Origin of the sequence: Xanthomonas sp. Leaf148, assembly GCF_001423585.1 — a bacterium.
Lineage (GTDB): Bacteria > Pseudomonadota > Gammaproteobacteria > Xanthomonadales > Xanthomonadaceae > Xanthomonas.
Genome location: NZ_LMOP01000008.1, coordinates 95,922 through 112,939, shown reverse-complemented (window position 1 = coordinate 112,939; position 17,018 = coordinate 95,922). Strand labels below are relative to the sequence as shown.

At 66.5% G+C, this 17,018-nt stretch carries 14 protein-coding genes; 4 read left to right on the top strand and 10 right to left on the bottom strand.

The window, feature by feature from the left end:
• A complete protein-coding gene (locus tag ASF90_RS05245) occupies positions 1-1,311 on the bottom strand; it encodes a LysR family transcriptional regulator (protein ID WP_055846834.1) in 1,311 nt (436 codons plus the stop codon).
• A 101-nt stretch (positions 1,312-1,412) separates the two neighbouring features.
• On the opposite strand from ASF90_RS05245, the gene ASF90_RS05240 reads away from it, so the two are divergent.
• From ASF90_RS05240 to ASF90_RS05230, 3 genes are all read left to right on the top strand, one after another.
• Positions 1,413-2,084 carry a 4-carboxy-4-hydroxy-2-oxoadipate aldolase/oxaloacetate decarboxylase gene (locus ASF90_RS05240; RefSeq protein ID WP_055846832.1) on the top strand — a complete coding sequence of 224 codons (672 nt, stop codon included), beginning with the start codon at positions 1,413-1,415 and terminating at the stop codon, positions 2,082-2,084.
• Positions 2,077-3,132 (top strand): 4-oxalomesaconate tautomerase, encoded by a 1,056-nt coding sequence (locus ASF90_RS05235; protein WP_055846829.1) that lies wholly within the window; start codon positions 2,077-2,079, stop codon positions 3,130-3,132. Before ASF90_RS05240 ends, ASF90_RS05235 begins: the two co-directional genes overlap by 8 nt.
• A 567-nt stretch (positions 3,133-3,699) precedes the next feature.
• Positions 3,700-4,722 carry an amidohydrolase family protein gene (locus ASF90_RS05230; RefSeq protein ID WP_055846826.1) on the top strand — a complete coding sequence of 341 codons (1,023 nt, stop codon included), beginning with the start codon at positions 3,700-3,702 and terminating at the stop codon, positions 4,720-4,722.
• A gap of 341 nt (positions 4,723-5,063) precedes the next feature.
• Here the strand turns inward: ASF90_RS05230 and rpmG are convergent, their stop codons facing one another.
• The 4 genes from rpmG to ASF90_RS05210 form a co-directional block, all read right to left on the bottom strand.
• Positions 5,064-5,231, bottom strand: coding sequence for a 50S ribosomal protein L33 (gene rpmG / locus ASF90_RS05225; RefSeq protein ID WP_002809462.1), 168 nt, complete (start codon positions 5,229-5,231; stop codon positions 5,064-5,066).
• Between the two features lie 13 nt (positions 5,232-5,244).
• Positions 5,245-5,481 (bottom strand): 50S ribosomal protein L28, encoded by a 237-nt coding sequence (gene rpmB / locus ASF90_RS05220; RefSeq protein ID WP_002809459.1) that lies wholly within the window; start codon positions 5,479-5,481, stop codon positions 5,245-5,247.
• Between the two features lie 260 nt (positions 5,482-5,741).
• A complete protein-coding gene (locus tag ASF90_RS05215; RefSeq protein ID WP_055846823.1) occupies positions 5,742-6,389 on the bottom strand; it encodes a cation diffusion facilitator family transporter in 648 nt (215 codons plus the stop codon).
• Positions 6,386-9,601, bottom strand: coding sequence for a CusA/CzcA family heavy metal efflux RND transporter (locus ASF90_RS05210; RefSeq protein ID WP_055846819.1), 3,216 nt, complete (start codon positions 9,599-9,601; stop codon positions 6,386-6,388). The genes ASF90_RS05215 and ASF90_RS05210 overlap by 4 nt, the downstream gene beginning before the upstream one ends.
• A gap of 143 nt (positions 9,602-9,744) precedes the next feature.
• Here ASF90_RS05210 and ASF90_RS23290 point away from each other — a divergent pair, with 143 nt between their 5' ends.
• Positions 9,745-9,921, top strand: a complete 177-nt coding sequence (locus ASF90_RS23290; protein ID WP_156364958.1) for a hypothetical protein — start codon at positions 9,745-9,747, stop codon at positions 9,919-9,921.
• A gap of 316 nt (positions 9,922-10,237) precedes the next feature.
• Here ASF90_RS23290 and ASF90_RS05205 read toward each other — a convergent pair whose 3' ends face one another.
• The 5 genes from ASF90_RS05205 to rsmG form a co-directional block, all read right to left on the bottom strand.
• Positions 10,238-11,509, bottom strand: a complete 1,272-nt coding sequence (locus ASF90_RS05205) for an efflux RND transporter periplasmic adaptor subunit (protein ID WP_055846816.1) — start codon at positions 11,507-11,509, stop codon at positions 10,238-10,240.
• A 284-nt stretch (positions 11,510-11,793) separates the two neighbouring features.
• Positions 11,794-13,059, bottom strand: a complete 1,266-nt coding sequence (locus ASF90_RS05200) for a TolC family protein (RefSeq protein ID WP_055846815.1) — start codon at positions 13,057-13,059, stop codon at positions 11,794-11,796.
• Between the two features lie 56 nt (positions 13,060-13,115).
• Complete coding sequence (locus ASF90_RS05195) at positions 13,116-13,499, bottom strand: hypothetical protein (RefSeq protein WP_055846812.1); 384 nt, start codon at positions 13,497-13,499, stop codon at positions 13,116-13,118.
• A gap of 581 nt (positions 13,500-14,080) precedes the next feature.
• Positions 14,081-15,892, bottom strand: a complete 1,812-nt coding sequence (locus tag ASF90_RS05190; RefSeq protein ID WP_055846809.1) for a DUF885 family protein — start codon at positions 15,890-15,892, stop codon at positions 14,081-14,083.
• A gap of 344 nt (positions 15,893-16,236) precedes the next feature.
• On the bottom strand, positions 16,237-16,875 hold the full coding sequence (gene rsmG / locus ASF90_RS05185; protein ID WP_055846806.1) for a 16S rRNA (guanine(527)-N(7))-methyltransferase RsmG: 639 nt from the start codon (positions 16,873-16,875) through the stop codon (positions 16,237-16,239).
• Positions 16,876-17,018 lie beyond the last annotated feature (143 nt).

The window sequence follows — 17,018 nt, the reverse complement described above, 5'->3', positions numbered from 1 at the left end:
TCATGAGGAAGCCGATTCTGACCCGGCCGCGGGTAAACGCAACGACGCGGTCCCCACCGGTTGGATGCAATGGCGAAACGGGCCGGCATCTGCCGCTGCCGGATGCACGCGCTCGGCGCACACCTGCCGCAGCGTCTGCACGAAGGCGGTCTGCGCGCGCGTGGGGTGCCAGTCGCTGCGCGTGGTCATGCCGATCTGCCGACGCAAACGCGGCCCGGCGCTGCCGATCTCGCGCAGCAGGCCGGCGCGGCGCTCGAACAGGAACTGGTCGCGCGACATCAGGGTCAACCAATCGTCTTCCAGCAACAGGCCGCGCACGGTCAGCTCGGCGCCGCATTCGATGCGCAACGGCGGCGGCTCCAGCTGCCGATCGCGGAACATACGTTCCCAGCGCTCGCGCACCGGCGTGCCCGCCGCGGCCATCACCCATGGGTAGTCGAGCAGCTGCGCAAACGCGTACGCCTTGCCGGCCAACGGGTGCCCGCTGCGCGCCACGATCACCGGCTCGTCGTCGAACAGCGGCTCCTGCAGCACGTCGCGCACCGGCAGCGGGTCGCGTAACGCACCGATCAGCAGATCCAGCCCGCCCTCGCGCAGATGCGCCAGCAACTCCGCATACGGGCCTTCCACCACGCTGATGCTGGCGGCCGGGTGCGCACGCGCAAACCGCGCCAACGCCTGCGGCAACAGGATCGCCCGCGCCAGCGGCATCACCCCCACCACCACCCGCCCGGCATGCTGCGAGCGCAGGGCGGCTACTTCATCGAGCGCGGCGCGTACCTCCGCCAGCGCCAGCCGCACCTGGCGCAGCAGCCGCTCCGCCACCGGCGTGGGCTGCATCGCCTTGCCGCGGCGCATGGTCAGCGGCACCTCGATCACATCGGCCAGCGCCTGCACCGCGCGGTAGACCGCCGGCTGCGACACACCCAGCTGCACCCCAGCCAGCGAATAGCTGCCTGCCACATCCACCGCCACCAGCGCCTGCAGCTGGCCCAACGACACCCGTCGCTCCAGACCGGGGCGCGCCGGCAGCCGCAGCGCACGCCGCGCAACCAGGATGCCCCGGCCCAGATGCGCCAAGGCGCGCTCGATCCGCGGCACCACCAGCTGGGTAGCCTCGGTGGCGGCCATGCCGCCAGGCTGACGCTCGAACAGCCGCACGCCCAGTTGTTGTTCCAGGCGCGCGACCGCCTGGGTCAAGGCCGGCTGCGACAGATTCACCTGCGGCGCGGCCGCGCTGATGCTGCCCAGCCGGTGCACCACGACCAGGGCATACAGATGACGCAGGTTCGGCTCGGGCATCGGCAGCATGCTCTAACTATAAGCAAAATCAATACGCATACCTCAAATGAATCTTGAGCTGATTGACTCTCGCCGCTCAGACTCGGCGCAGTACTAACGAGGATGGATGGATGAGTCAGGTCGTCACCCAGGTTGCGCGCACCCCGATCGCCCTCGTTGACGGGCTGGCACAGGCCGGCGTGGCCACCGTGCACGAGGCGCAGGGCCGCAGCGGTCTGTTGCACCACCGGCTGCGCCCGATCTACGCCGGCTGCCGCATCGCCGGCACCGCGGTCACGGTGTCGTTGCCGCCCGGCGACAACTGGATGATGCATGTGGCCATCGAACAGTTGCAGCCCGGCGACGTGCTGGTGGTGGCGCCCACCAGCGACTGCTGCGACGGCTACTTTGGCGATTTGCTGGCCACCTCGGCGCAGGCACGCGGCTGCCGCGGGCTGATCATCGATGCCGGCGTGCGCGACGTGCGCGACCTCACCGCCATGCAGTTCCCTGCCTGGAGCCGCGCCATCTGCGCGCAGGGCACCATCAAGGAGACGCTGGGCTCGGTCAACGTACCGCTGGTCTGCGCCGGGCAACTGATCCAGCCCGGCGATGTGGTGGTGGCCGACGACGATGGCGTGTGCGTGGTGCCGCGCGCCACCGCGGCCGACGTGCTGGCCGAAGCGCAGGCCCGCGAAGCGCGCGAACTGATCAAGCGCGAACGTCTGGCGCGCGGCGAACTGGGCCTGGATATCTACGCCATGCGCGAGCGTTTGGCGGCCAAGGGGCTGCGCTATGTCTGAGCAGGTGCGCGCGATGTGGATGCGCGGCGGCACCTCCAAGGGCGGCTTTTTTCTGGCCGACGACTTGCCTGCCGACACTGCCGCACGCGATGCCTTGCTGCTGCGCGCCTACGGCTCGCCGGACCTGCGCCAGATCGATGGCATGGGCGGCGCCGACCCGCTCACCTCCAAGGTCGCGGTGGTGTCGCGCTCCACACGCGCCGATGCCGATGTGGACTATTTGTTTTTGCAGGTGGCGGTCGAACAGGCGCAGGTCAGCGATGCGCAGAACTGCGGCAACATGCTGGCCGGCGTGGCGCCCTTCGCGCTGGAGCGCGGCCTGTTGCCCACGCACGATGGGCAGACCGACGTACGCATCTTCATGCGCAACACCGGCACCCTGGCAACGGCCACCGTGCAAACGCCCGGCGGCCGGGTCACGTATGCGGGCGACGCGCGCATCGACGGCGTGCCGGGCACTGCCGCACCCATTGCGTTGGCATTCGCCGAGATCGCAGGTTCCTCCTGCGGCGCGCTGTTGCCCACCGGGCGCGCCGTGGACATGCTGGATGGCGTGGCGGTGACGCTGATCGACAACGGCATGCCGTGCGTGGTGCTGCGCGCCAACGACGTCGGGATCAGCGGCTATGAAGACCGTGCCACGCTGGATGCGGATGACGCACTCAAAGCACGGCTGGAATCCATTCGCCTGCAGGCCGGCCCCTTGATGCAGTTGGGCGATGTCAGTGCAGCCACAGTGCCGAAGATGATGCTGGTGGCCGCACCGCGCAACGGTGGCGCAATCAGCGTGCGTTCGTTTATCCCGCACCGCTGCCATGCGTCGATCGGTGTGCTCGGCGCTGTCACCGTCGCCACCGCCTGCCTGCTGCCGGAGTCACCCGCGCACGCGCTGGCGCAGCTGCACGGCGGCAGCATCCAGCAGGTGGACGTGGAGCACCCCAGCGGCATGACCGGCTGCGTCATCGAACGCGATGCACATGGCGCGGTGGTGCACGCCGCGGTGGTCAGGACGGCACGCAAGTTATTCGATGGGGTGTTGTTTGGGTAAGCACTGCCACTATCGGGCTATGTTGCCAGCGTCAGGCTGGTTCGAGCAGGGAGATTGCGGCATGCGCACTGCACTTGTCCGATCGTCGATGCGCTGCACGGTGTCGTCTGCGTCGTCATGCGAGAGCGTGTGCTTGCGCCGCTGCGGATCGAACATCGGCGCAACGTCCCGTTGCATCTCGGCAACGCCTTGCCGGCCAGGAATATGCCAGGCAGGTGCGTGGCAAACGGGGAGCAGCACCTGCAGCGGATCGAGTGCCGGTCGCGCCCGGGTGCGCTCCTACGTGGTGGGCGCGTCGGGCGGCCTGGGGTGCAGCTTGAAGCGGGAAACGATGCACGTGCAGTGGCATGCACGTACTGATGCAGTGCCGTCGGTTCGCCGCGCACCGCGAGAAACGCATTCCGGAGATGCCGTGATGGATGGCGATAGCGATGGCACACCCACTCAGCGACTGCGTGCGACTGGCGGCTGGGCAGACGCAGACGCAGCAGTGGCTGCTGTCACACGCTGCACGCCTTCACCCGAACGCGTCCGACGGATCCGACCCGCACTTCAACGAGCATCGCCATGATCATCGACTGCCACGGCCATTACACCACTGCACCCGCTGCACACGATGCGTTTCGCAAGGCGCAGATTGCGCATTACACCGACGCAAACCTGCCGGCACCGGTATATCCGCACATTTCCGATGACCAACTGCGCGACAGCATCGAGCAGCATCAATTGCGCCTGCTGCGCGAGCGCGGTGCGGACATGACGATCTTCTCGCCACGTGCCAGCACCATGGCGCACCACATCGGCGATGAAGCCGTGAGCCAGGTCTGGACGCGGCATTGCAATGACCTCATCGGCCGCGTGGTGCAGCTGTATCCGCACACCTTTATCGGTGTGTGCCAGCTACCGCAATCGCCAGGTGTGTCGATCGCGCACTCGATCCAGGAGCTGGAACGTTGTGTCACCGAGCTCGGGTTTGTCGGCTGCAATCTCAATCCCGACCCATCCGGTGGCCACTGGACCGGCCTGCCGTTGACCGATCGCGCCTGGTACCCGTTCTTCGAAAAAATGGTCGAGCTGGATGTCCCAGCGATGGTGCACGTGTCGGGCAGTTGCAACGCCAATTTCCACGCCACCGGCGCGCACTACCTCAATGCCGACACCACCGCCTTCATGCAGTTTCTGGAAGGCGACTTGTTCGCCGATTTTCCGCAGCTGCGCTTCATCATCCCGCACGGCGGTGGCGCCGTTCCGTATCACTGGGGTCGCTTCCGCGGCCTGGCCGACATGTTGGGCAAACCGCCGTTATCCACGCACGTGATGCGCAACGTGTTCTTCGACACCTGCGTGTATCACCAACCCGGGATCGACCTGCTGTTCGAGGTGATCGACATCGACAACATTCTGTTCGGCTCGGAAATGGTCGGCGCGGTGCGTGGCATCGACCCGCAGACAGGGCACTATTTCGACGACACCAAACGCTATATCGATGCACTGGCAATCTCCGATGCAGACAAGCGCAAGGTCTTCGAAGGCAATGCACGGCGCGTGTATCCACGCCTGGACGCGCAATTGCGCGCACGTGGGCTATAGCTCTTCCTTCTTCCAGCTGGAGAAGGTGTCCCGAAGGAGCGGATCAGGGGGCGCCTCAGAGAGTGGTCACCGCCCGCGATATCAAACGCGTCGCCACGCGCCATTCGAAAATGGAACGCTAACTGCTTCGCCCTTCACCCTCTGCCGCAGGGAGAAACGAATGCAGCCAACCAAGCTGCATCGCAAGTTTTGCACGGCGCTACACAATCCCGTGCATCAACGTGTGCCGATCAAACGCGCTAACGCGCTGCGGCAGTCCCGACGTCGCAATCGATTCCCCAAACGCAAACACCCGCCTTTCGGCGGGTGTTTGCCTGGATGCAGATCGTGTAATCGGTGGATTACTTGATCTTGCCTTCCTTGTACATCACGTGCTTACGCACGACGGGGTCGTATTTCATCATTTCCATCTTCCCCGGAGTGTTTTTCTTGTTCTTATCCGTGGTGTAGAAGTGGCCGGTAGCGGCCGAGGAAATCATACGAATCTTGTCACGCTTGCCTTTTGCCATGACTGCTTACTCCTCAGACCTTTTCGCCGCGCGCACGCAGCTCTTTCAGAACGGCATCAATCCCGTTCTTGTCGATGGTGCGCAATGCATGCGCGGAGACACGGAGCTTCACCCAGCGGTTTTCGCTGGCGACCCAGAAACGGCGCTCGTGCAGGTTAGGCAGGAAGCGACGACGGGTTCTGTTGTTTGCGTGGGAGACGTTGTTACCCGTCTGCACACGCTTGCCGGACACTTGGCATACGCGGGACATTACGCACCTCGATAAATGAATTGCCACCCATAGCCTGGGGAGCGGCGGCCCCGACAGCATCAAGCTGCCACGCAACGTTGGGAATCAAGAACTTACGCTGGGAACGAGCCGGCAACCCCATCGCGCTGGGTGCCGCCATCCGGAGCGATCCGGGCACAGCGAGCCGCGCATTATGCACGGCAATTCCTTGTATCGCAAGCACTTACGGCGAGCCCGCTGACGCGGGCAACGCCGTTACCCGGCGCGTGAGCAGGCGACGATCAGCCGCCCCCGGCATGCGCCATCGCAGTGACCTGGCGCAACTCCGCCAGGGCTGCATGCGCCACCTGCCAGGCCGAGCGCAGGAACAGCAGCAGCAGCGCCACCGCGATCACCAGGTCGGGCCAACCGCTGCCGAACGCCCACACCGCCGCACTGGCCGCCAGCACCGCAATGCCCTCGTAGACATCGTTGCGCGAGCAAGCCCAGGCCGACGCCAGATTGATGTCGCCGTTGCGGTACGGCCACAGCAGGCGCAGGCATGCCAGATTGGCGGCAAAGTTCAGCGCCGCCACCACGCCCATGCTCTGGAATAACGGCAGCTGCGGGTGCGCCAGTTTCCAGCCGATCTCCGCCGCCACCGCCAACGCCGCCAACAGAATCAACCCGGCCTTGAGCAAGGCCACCCGCGCCTTGGCCGCCAGGCTGGCGCCCACCACCGCCAGGCTCAGTGCGTACGTGAGCGCATCGCCCAGATTATCCAGGCTGCCGGACAGCAGCGAGGCGGCGCCACTGTGCAGCGCACCTGCCAGCATCAGCGCAAAGGCGCCGACATTGATCGCCAACACCCACCAAAGCACGCGCCGCTGACGGGCCTGCATCGCTGCCACATCCAGTGTCTTGCCACACCCGCAACAGGACTTGCTCATGCGCCGTCTCCGCGTGGCGTTGCCGCGACAATAGCTGTGGATCGCCCCGATCGCTGCCGATGCAGCCACCGATACAAGACCGGCAACACCAGCAAAGTGAGCAAGGTGGACGAGACGATGCCGCCGATCACCACTGTCGCCAGCGGACGCTGCACCTCTGCACCGGCGCCGACGTTGAAGGCCATCGGCACGAAGCCCAGCGCGGCAACCAATGCGGTCATCAACACCGGCCGCAGGCGCGACAATGCGCCTTCGCGTAATGCCTGCTCCAACGGCATGCCGTCGGCGCGCAAGCCACGGATGAAGGCGATCATCACCAGGCCGTTGAGCACCGCCACGCCGGACAACGCGATGAAGCCGACACCGGCCGAGATCGACAACGCCAACCCACGCATGGCCAATGCCACCACGCCACCGGTCAGCGCCAACGGCACGCCGCTGAACACCACCACCGCATCGCGCAACGAACCGAACGACCAGTACAACAGCGCGAAGATCAGCAACAAGGTGCCCGGCACCACCCAGGCCAGGCGCTGGCCGGCAGAGATCAGTTGCTCGAAAGTGCCGCCGTAGCCGATCCAGTAACCGGTGGGCAAGGCGACCTCCGCCTGCACACGCTGCTGCACCTCCGTCACGAAACCGCCCAGATCGCGGTCGCGCACGTTGGCGGTAATGACGATGCGGCGCTTGCCGTCTTCGCGATTGATCTGGTTCGGGCCAAGCACGGTCTCGATCTTGGCGACCTCACGCAGCGGCACGGTGGTCGGCTCGCCGCTGCGCCAGCCGGCCGCGCGGCTGGATTCGTCGGCATCGCCGCGCTCGCCATCGCCGCGCAGCGGGATCGGCAGATCCGCCAAGGCGGCCGGGTCCTGACGCAAGCCCTCCGGCAGCCGTACCACGATGTCGAAACGGCGGTCGCCTTCGAACAATTGCCCGGCCTCCTGCCCGCCCACCGCAGCGGCCACGGTGTCCTGCACCACACCGGGATTGAGCCCGTAACCAGCCAGTGCAGCGCGATCGGGCACCACCGCCAGCATCGGCAGGCCGGTGGCCTGTTCCAGGCTGACGTCGGCTGCGCCGGGCACGCTGCTGGCGATCTCCTGCACGCGCTGCCCCACTTTCACCAGCGTGGCCAGATCGTCGCCGTAGACCTTGATCGCCACATCCGCACGCACGCCGGAAATCAGCTCGTTCATGCGCATCTGGATCGGCTGGGTGAACTCGTAGTTGTTGCCCGGCAGCTGTTTCACCGCCGCTTCGATCTCGGCCACCAACTGCGCCTTGGGCTTGCGCGGGTCCGGCCATTGCGCACGCGGATGCATGATCAAGAACGTGTCGGCCACCGATGGCGGCATCGGGTCGGTGGCCACTTCGGCGGTGCCGAGCTTGCCGAACACATGCGCCACTTCCGGAAATTGCTTGATGCGTTTTTCCAGGGTGGATTGCATGGTGATGGCTTGTTCCAGACTGGTGCCGGGAATGCGCAAGGCATGCAGGGCGACATCGCCTTCATCCAGATTGGGGATGAATTCGCTGCCCAACCGCGTGGATAGCACCGCACACAGCGCCACCGTGACCAGCGCCGCAATGCCGACCCAGCGCCCGTGCCGCAGCGCGCGATCCAGCAAGGGCGCATACACACCGCGCGCCCAGCGCATTGCGCGGTTTTCATGCTCGGCCACCTTGCCGCCGAGCAGCAAGGCGATCGCCGCCGGCACGAAGGTCAGCGACAACACCATCGCACCACTCAGCGCCAGTACCACGGTGATGGCCATCGGGTGGAACATCTTGCCTTCGATGCCGGTGAGCGCGAACACCGGCAGATACACCGCGGTGATGATGCCCAGGCCGAACAGGCTGGGACGGATCACCTCGGCGGTGGCCTCGGCAGTGAGCGCGAAGCGTTCGTCGCGATCGAGCACACGCCCAAGTCGCAATTGCGCTTCGCCGAAGCGACGCAGGCAGTTCTCCACGATGATCACCGCACCATCGACGATCAAGCCGAAATCCAGCGCACCCAGACTCATCAGATTGCCGGACACGCCACCGCGCACCATGCCGGTGAGCGTGAACAACATCGCCAACGGAATCACCGCCGCGGTGATCAACGCTGCGCGCACATTGCCCATCAGCAGGAACAACACCACGACCACCAGCAAGGCGCCTTCGACCAGGTTCTTGGCGACGGTCACGATGGTGCGGTCGACCAACGCGGTGCGGTCGTACACCGGCACTGCCTGCACACCGGCCGGCAAGCTGGCGTTGGCCACTTTCAGGCGCTCGGCAGCGGCTTGCGACACGGTGCGGCTATTGGCACCGACCAGCATGAACACCGTGCCGAGCACCACTTCGGTGCCGTCCTGCGTAGCGGCCCCGGTGCGTAACTCGCGGCCTTCGCCGACCTGCGCCACATCGCGCACCCGGATCGGCACGCCTTCGCGGCGATCCAGCACGATTGCGCCGATCTGCGCGATGTCATCCACCTGCCCCGGCACGCGCACCAGAAACTGCTGTCCGTTCCGTTCGATGTAGCCGGCACCGATATTGCGATTATTCGCCTCTACCGCCCGCGCCACGTCATCCAGCGTAAAGCCCAACGCGACCAGACGCGCCGGATCCGGGGTGATATGGATCTGCCGCGCATACCCACCGATGGTGTTGACCTCGGTGACGCCAGGCACATTGCGCAGCTGCGGCCGCACCACCCAATCCTGCAGGGTGCGCAGATCGGTCGCCGTCCACGCCGTGCCATCGGGTTTGCGTGCATTGGGCTTGGCCTCCACGGTGTACATGAAGATCTCGCCCAGGCCGGTGGCGATCGGCCCCAGTTGCGGCTCAAGCTCGGCCGGTAACTGCGATTTGACCTGCTGCAAACGCTCGGCCACCTGCTGCCGCGCAAAGTACAGATCGGTGCCATCGGCAAACACGGCTGTCACCTGCGACAAGCCATAGCGCGACAGCGAGCGCGTCGACTCCAGCCCCGGCAATCCTGCCAGCACCGTCTCCAACGGAAACGTCACCCGCTGCTCGGACTCCAACGGCGAATACCCCGGCGCTGCAGTATTGACCTGCACCTGCACATTGGTGATGTCCGGCGTCGCATCGATCGGCAACCGCGAAAAACTCCACGCCCCGATCGCAATCAATACCCCGGTCAACGCCAGCATCAACCAGCGCTGCGCGATCGCAAAACGGATGATATTGGTCAGCATGACAGGCCCCTCCGTGCATTCCTGGCACCGCACTGCGCCGCGCGCCACCCTCGTGGTGCCACCGACCGACAGCGCGGCCTCCCTATCGCGGTGCGACGCAGCACGCCAAACAAACACCCATCCGCACACCAGCACCAAGGCTGTTGCTGTTGCTGTTGCTGTTGCTGGTGCTGGTGCTGGTGCTGGTGCTGGTGCTGGTGCTGTTGCTGGTGCTGGTGCTGGTGCTGGTGCTGTTTGCGTTTGGGCCCCCATACCGCAGCGGCAAGGCCGGCAGATACAACCCGCAGGGCGGCGCGCATGGATGCGCGACGTTTTTGTAAGGGACATGGATGTCCCTTACAAAAATTTCTGCCGGACTTGCGGACCCGCAGCGCCGCAGGCGCGGAGGGCGCGAGGACGGGGTGTGCTTTCTTTTGGTTACTTTGGTCAGCCTGCGGCTGCCGTAAAGCGCTTCTTGCACAAGCAAAGAAAAGTAACTCGCGCCCGACAGGGCGCGAAAGCCTTTGCCCTAGCCCAATAGGGCGCAAAGGCCTTTGCTTTAGCCTGGAAGGGCGCGAACGCCTTGGACGTGGCGCATCCCCCTGCACCCAACAAACGCCCTCACTCGACGACGCAATGCCGCCCACCGCAACGCGATCAATGATCATGCGATGCCCCCGACTTCTCGATGTCGGCCTTCACCAGATAACTCTGCTCCACCACCACCGTGTCGCCCGGCGACACGCCCGAGACCAGCTCCACCTGCTGCGCATCGCGCGCGCCCAACGTTACCGGCCGCGCCTCGTACACATCGCCCACGCGCACGAACACCACATTCCAGTCGCGAAACTGCTGCAACGCTCCCACCGGCACCACCATCGCTGCCGGCTGCTGCGCGACCGTCACCCGCGCCTTCACTGCCGAGCCTGGTCGCCATGAGCCATCGGTATTGCGCAACACCGCGCGCGCGACCGTGCTCTGGCTGGCCGTGGCCGTGCCCGGCAACACCCGCTCCAGGGTGGTCTGTGCCATCACGCCATCGCTGATGCGCGTCACCGTCACCGGCGCGCCGGCGGCGATATGCCCGGCGTCGGCGCCGAAGATGTGCAGATCCACCCACAGGCTCGACAGATCCGCGATCTCGAACAGCGATTGGCCCTCGCCCGCGTTGCTGCCCAAGCTGGCGTTACGCGCCAGCACGGTGCCGCTGATCGGCGCGGTGACCGAGTAGGTGGTCAGGCTGAGATTGCTCTCCACTGTGGCCAGCACCTGGCCCGCACGCACCTGATCGCCGACGTTGACGCGCAAGCTGCGTACCGGCCCGGGAAAGCGCGCGGTCGCCTGCGCCTGCGCACCTTCTGCCGGCGTCAGCAGGCCTTGCACTTCGTGCTGATCGGCGATGCTGCCGGCACCCACCGGCGCCATGCGGATACCGGCGTCCTGCGCAATCTTGGCGGCGATCGTGGCGCGGCCTTCATAGCTGGAATAGGTCCAGCGATGGGTCTTGCCCTGCACGCTGGCGCGCACTTCCACATCGAACGAATGCGGCTCGCCTACTTCGCTGACGGCCAGCAGACTTCCGTCGGCCTGCGCACGCAGCGGATAGGTGTCGACCTTGCCCCCCAACCGCGTGGTCTTGACCTCCACGCTGCCGGCGCTGGCCGGCACTGGTTTGCCATCGCGATACAGCCAGGCCTGGAACGTCGGCGGGCGGCCGTCTTCGGCAATCGCAAGCTCCACGCTGTCGCCGTCCTGGCTGAGCAGCCGGCCGCCGTGTTTGCCTTTGGCCTCGTCGGCGTGCTCGCCACCGCCGCCCTCTTCGGCATGGCCAGCCTCGCTGCCTGCATGGCCGTGTGCGTCTTCATCGGCGCGGCCGCAACCGCCGAGCAGCAGCGCCAGCAGCAGCGGCGTAAAAATGTATGGCGTCATCGAACGAGATCCTTTGGAATGCCGGCGCACTGCGCCGAGCGATGCAGCGAGTGAGGCGCAGCGCGGCGTGCGCTGCGGCTGCGTGCACGTAGCACTGCCCGCGTGAAGTGCGCCGAGCGATGCAGCAAGTGAGGCGCGGCACGGCGTGCGCTGCGGCTGCGTGTAATTAACAGTGCCCACGCGGGTTGCGGCTGCGGCGTCTGCGGTACAGGTTGCGGCTAGCGGTGTGGGCGAGATGGCGTGCAACGGTGTGTGTAACCACGCGTGCACCTGGATGGTCGTCGTCATGGAGTCGTCTCCGCCGTGACGACAAACGGTTGCCCGGTCAGCCGCTGGATTTCGATCAATGCGCTCTGCGCTTCCACTGCGGCAGCGAGTTGCTGCTGCCGTGCATCGCTGCGCTGCGCCTGCAGCTGCGCCCAATCCAGATAACTGGTGGCTCCGGCGCGGTAAGCGCGCTCTGCAGCGGTATCGGCGCGTGCCAGCGCGGGCAGCACCTCCTCGCGCATGCGCGCCACTTCCAGCTGGCCGGCGCGGTAACGCCCATGCGCATCGGCCAAGGTGGCGTAAAGCTGCAAGGCCTGCGATTGGCGTTCGATGTCCAGCAGCGACAGCTCGGCCTGCGCGGCGCGGATGTCCGGCTGCGCGCGACCGGCGCTGCCCAGTGCGAGCGACACACTGCCGACCAGCGCGGTGGCGTTGTTGCCTTCGAGCCGGCGCACACCCACTTGCCAGTCCAGGTCCGGGCTGGCCTGGCTGCGGGCAAGCTGCAACCGCGCATCACGCAGGCGCTGCTCGTTGTTCAGGCATGACAGCTCCGGCGTGCTGTCGAGTAACTGCGCCAGCACCTCGAACTCGGGAATAGCCGGCAGTTGCAAGGCATCGCCGCTGATCTGGTCGGCCTCGATGCTGCGCGCGCCCCATAGCAGCGCCAGTTGCCGACGTGCCGCGGCCAGTTCCAGCTGCGCGCGGTCGCGGTCCAGTTCCGCACGCGCCTGCAGGGCCTGTGCGGTGAGCAGGACCGATTCGGGCGATGCGCCGGCCTGCAGCCGCTGGCGGGCGGCGGACACGGTGCGTTGGCGCTGCGCCAGGGTTTCCAGCGCGATGGTGTGGCGCTGGCGGGCGGCGGTGATGGCCAGATAGCGCCGCGCCACGTCGGCCAGCACGTCCAGCCGCGCGATGGCACGTTGCGGAGCCAGTGCATCGATGCGCGCCTGCGCCAGGGTGCGGCGCGCATCCAGCTTGCCGCCGCGCTCCAGCACGCTGGCCAGGGTGACGGTGAGTTCGGCCTGGTCCAGCGCGCGGGTCGGCCCGCTGCCGAACACGTTTTCGATCTCCGCGCCGATGCGCAGCGGCGGGCGCAACGCATCGCGCTGCGCCTCGGCGGTGAGCACGGCCTGCTGGCCGTCGGCCAGACGCAGATCGGGGTGCTTGGCTGCGACGCGCGCGATGGCGTCGTCCAGGGTAAGCACAGTTTGGGGCGGTACGTCCTGCGCCATGGCGCACGGCACGACCGCGAGGGCGGCAAGTGCCGCCAGTCGCAACCACATGAGGGTATCTCCGCGAATCGGGATCGATGGACAGGCCGGCAGCCGCCGGCAAGGCATCAGGCCGCGATCGGGGGCCGCAGCAAGGTATCGATCAGATGCGAACGGTAATCGGAGGTCAGCGCGGCCGGCTGCGCGTGTGCGCGCATCGGCAGTGGACCCCAGGCGATGGCAGGCAGCATCGCCGGGCTATGCCCATGGCAATAACCGCTGTGCATCAAGGCATGCAGCAGGCCGGCACCATCGCGCTCGCCGGCATCGTCTTCATCGGCGCCGTCGTGACCGTGCGGCGCGCTGTCGTCCAGATGCGCCTGGTCGTGCGCCAGCGCATGCACATCGCCCAGTGCACAGGCCACCGGCGCGACCAGCACACCCATGACCAGCACTGCCAGCGCCATCAGGCGCAGCAGAGGGTGCAATAAGCGGGCGCGTCGAAACAGCATGGCACGCAGCGTATCGGGGCCAGGGCAGTTACACAATCGCATCCGGGCGCGCAGTGGCCGGTCCGGATCGCAAGGCGCTCACCGGCAACCGTCGTAGGAGCGGACCTGGCCGCGACGCAGTCCCGAACGATTCACGGTAACCGGAAGGAGGCGGATGGACCGTCGAGGCGGTGTGTCTGGTGTGCCAAATGGCCGATCACGCGTTGCGGCGTTGAGGAAGTCGGGACGGCATCGCGGCCGGGGCCGCTCCTACGACAGCTTGGCTTTGGCAAAATCGGCTGGTCCTGCTGACTTGTAGGAGCGGACCTGGCCGCGATGCGGTCCCGACCAATTCACAGCCACCGGAAGGAGGCGGATGGACCGTCGAGGCGGTGTGTCTGGTGTGCCAAATGGCCGATCACGCGTTGCGGCGTTGAGGGTGTCGGGACGGCATCGCGGCCGGGGCCGCTCCTACGACAGCTTGGCTTCGGCAAAATCGGCTGGTCCTGCTGACTTGTAGGAGCGGACCTGGCCGCGACGCGGTCACAACCCGGTCGACGCGGTCGACGTAGGCGCGGCCTTGGCCGCATCGCATGCATCGCTCAGGGCGCGGCGGCAGCGGTTGACTTGGGCTTGGCCGGGCGCGCCTTGCTCTCGGCAATAAACGCACGCACCTGCTGCTCCAGCACCGGCAAGGTGACCGAGCCCTGCTTCAGCACCACGTCGTGGAAGGCCTTGATGTCGAAGCGCTCGCCCAGCTCGCGTTCGGCTTCGGCGCGCAGCTTGACGATGGTGATCTCGCCCAGCTTGTAGCTGAGCGCCTGGCCGGGCCAGGAGATGTAGCGGTCCACTTCGGTGGTGACTTCATGCTCGCTGAGCGCGGTGCGGTCGCGCAGATAGGCCAGCGCCTGCTCGCGGGTCCAGCCGTCGTGATGCACGCCGGTGTCGATCACCAGCCGGCAGGCGCGCCACATTTCGTAGGTGAGCCGGCCGAATTCCTCGTACGGGGTCTCGTAGATGCCCATCTCCTGGCCAAGTTTTTCGGTGTACAGCGCCCAGCCTTCGCCATAGGCGGAAATGTAGTTTTCGCGCCGGAATGCCGGCTGCTCGCCTTGCTCCAATGCGAGCGAGCCCTGCAAGGAATGCCCGGGCGAAGACTCGTGCAAGGTCAGCGCCGGCAGGTTGTACAGCGGCCGCGACGGCAGGTTGTAGGTGTTGACCCAATAGGTCGTGGCGCCGCCGCGCCCGGCAGTCCAGAACGGGGCGATATCGGCCGGCACCGGCTTGATGGTGAAGCGCCCGCGCGGCAGCGTACCGATGAACCTGCCCACCTGCCCGTCCACGCGCTTGGAGATCCATGCGGCGCGATCGAGCAGCTCCTGCGGGGTCTTGGCGTAGAACTGCGGGTCGGTGCGCAGGAAGGTGAGGAACTGCGCGAAGCTGCCCTTGAACCCCACCTGCTGAATGATCGCGTTCATCTGGGTCTGGATGCGCGCCACCTCGTCCAGGCCGATCTGGTGGATCTGCTTGGGCGTCAATTCCAGCGTGGTGTATTCGCGGATCTGCTGCCGGTAGAACGCCTTGCCATTGGGCAGCGCTTCGGCCGCCAAAGTAGTGCGCGCCTTGGGCATGTAGTCGGTGCGGAAAAAGGTCAGCAATTTGGCGTAGGCCGGAAGTACTGCGCCGCTGACCGCAGTCTTGGCCTGCGCACGCAACTGGGCCTGCTCAGCGGCCGGGATCTGCGCCGGCAGTTGCTTGAACGGCGCGTAGAAGGTGGACTCGGTGGGGTCCTTAACCTCGGCAACGGTGGCGATGGAGACATCGCGCCCGTCCAGCACCGCGCGCGGCACGCTGAAGCCGCGCGCCAGGCCGGTGCGCATATTGACCATCTGCTGGTCGAAATAGCGCGGCACATCGTTCAAGCGCGCGATGTAGGCGCGGTACTCGGCGGCGGTCTTCATCGGCCGCTGGGCCATGAAGCCCAGGTTGGACCAGAACGAGCTGTCGGAATTGAACGGCATCTCGTACAGGCGCAGACGCACTTCGGCTGCGAGGTTTTCCACCTGCGGGCGATAGATCGCAAGGTTGATCTGGTTGGCGGGCGAGAGCTGCTTGGGGTCGATGCCGTCGAGCTGCTTGAGCACACCCTCCCAGACCGTCAGACGCGCCTGCTGCGCGGCCGCGCCGACGTCCGGCAGCTTGGTGTTGTCGCCGGTGGTGTCGGTGTCTTCATCGGCCTGGCCGGTTTCGGCCTGACGCCATGCCCACTCTTTTTCGTAGATCGCGCGGAAGCGCGCGTCGGCAGGTGCTTCGGCAGTCAGCGTGGCCGGAGCGGCGACGGGCGGGGCGGCGACAGCGCCGAAGGACAGGCCCAGCAGGGCGAGCGAGAGTGCGGCGGCGAGAGGAGAGGTCACGTGCGGAGAGCCTGATCTGGAGCGAACGCCCGATCATGGCAGCCCCCGGGAGCGCTGCCATGGGCCGGAAGTCCCAACGCGGGCCGACGCACGGGTGTGGCTGGAGTGTCGGCGGCTGGATTGATATGGCGGGGCGAGTCAGGGACTGCCCCCATCCGCCCTGCGGGCACCTTCCCCCGCAGGCGGGGGGAAGGGTCGTGGTGGGCTTGTCAGAAGCCGGTCGTCACCTCTTCGCCGGAGGTAAAGCACGTGACGTGCTTGGCGAGGGCAGTATCGCTCCCTCTCCCGCTTGCGGGAGAGGGTCGGGGTGAGGGCCGCTCGAGGCCGATAAACGTGGCTTCGGCTCAGGCCTTACGCACTACCACCAGATGCCGTTCGCCATCCAGGCCAGGCACCTGCAGCGGGTGTACCTCGGCCAGCGTCCAGCCGGCCGGGAGCGCGGCGATTTCTTCGTGCGGATAGATCCCCTTCATCGCCAGCAGGCTGCCGCCCGGGCGCAACAGGTGCCCACCGACGTCAATGATGCCGGCCAACGTATCCAGCGCGCGGGCGGTGAGGTGGTCGTAGGCGGCCGGCTCATCCAGCGCTTCGGCGCGCGACTCGGCCACACGCGCATTGCCCAGCGCCAGGTGACGCAAGGCCTCGCGCATGAAGCGCGCCTTCTTGCCGTTGCTTTCCACCAGCGTCACCTGCAGCTGCGGGCGGGTGATCGCCAGCGGGATGCCGGGCAGGCCGGGGCCGGTGCCCAGATCGGCCAGGGTGCCGCTGGCGATGTAGGGCTGCATGGCCAGCGAATCGAGCAGATGGCGGGTGACCATCTCGCGCGGGTCGCGCACGGCGGTGAGGTTGTAGGTCTTGTTCCAGCGCACCAGCAGCGTGAGATAGCGCAGCAACGGCGCGGCGAAATCCGCATCCAGGGATTGGGCCTGCAGGCCATGCGCCAGTGCGGCGGAGACATCGGGGGGAAGTGCGGCATCGTTCATGGCGCGATTATCGCAGGTGGGCGTGGCGTGGCGTGGCGTGGCGGGATTGGGGATTGGGGATTGGGGGTTGGGGGTTGGGGGTTGGGGATTGGGGATTGGGGATTGGGGATTGGGGATTGGGGATTGGGGATTGGGGATTGGGG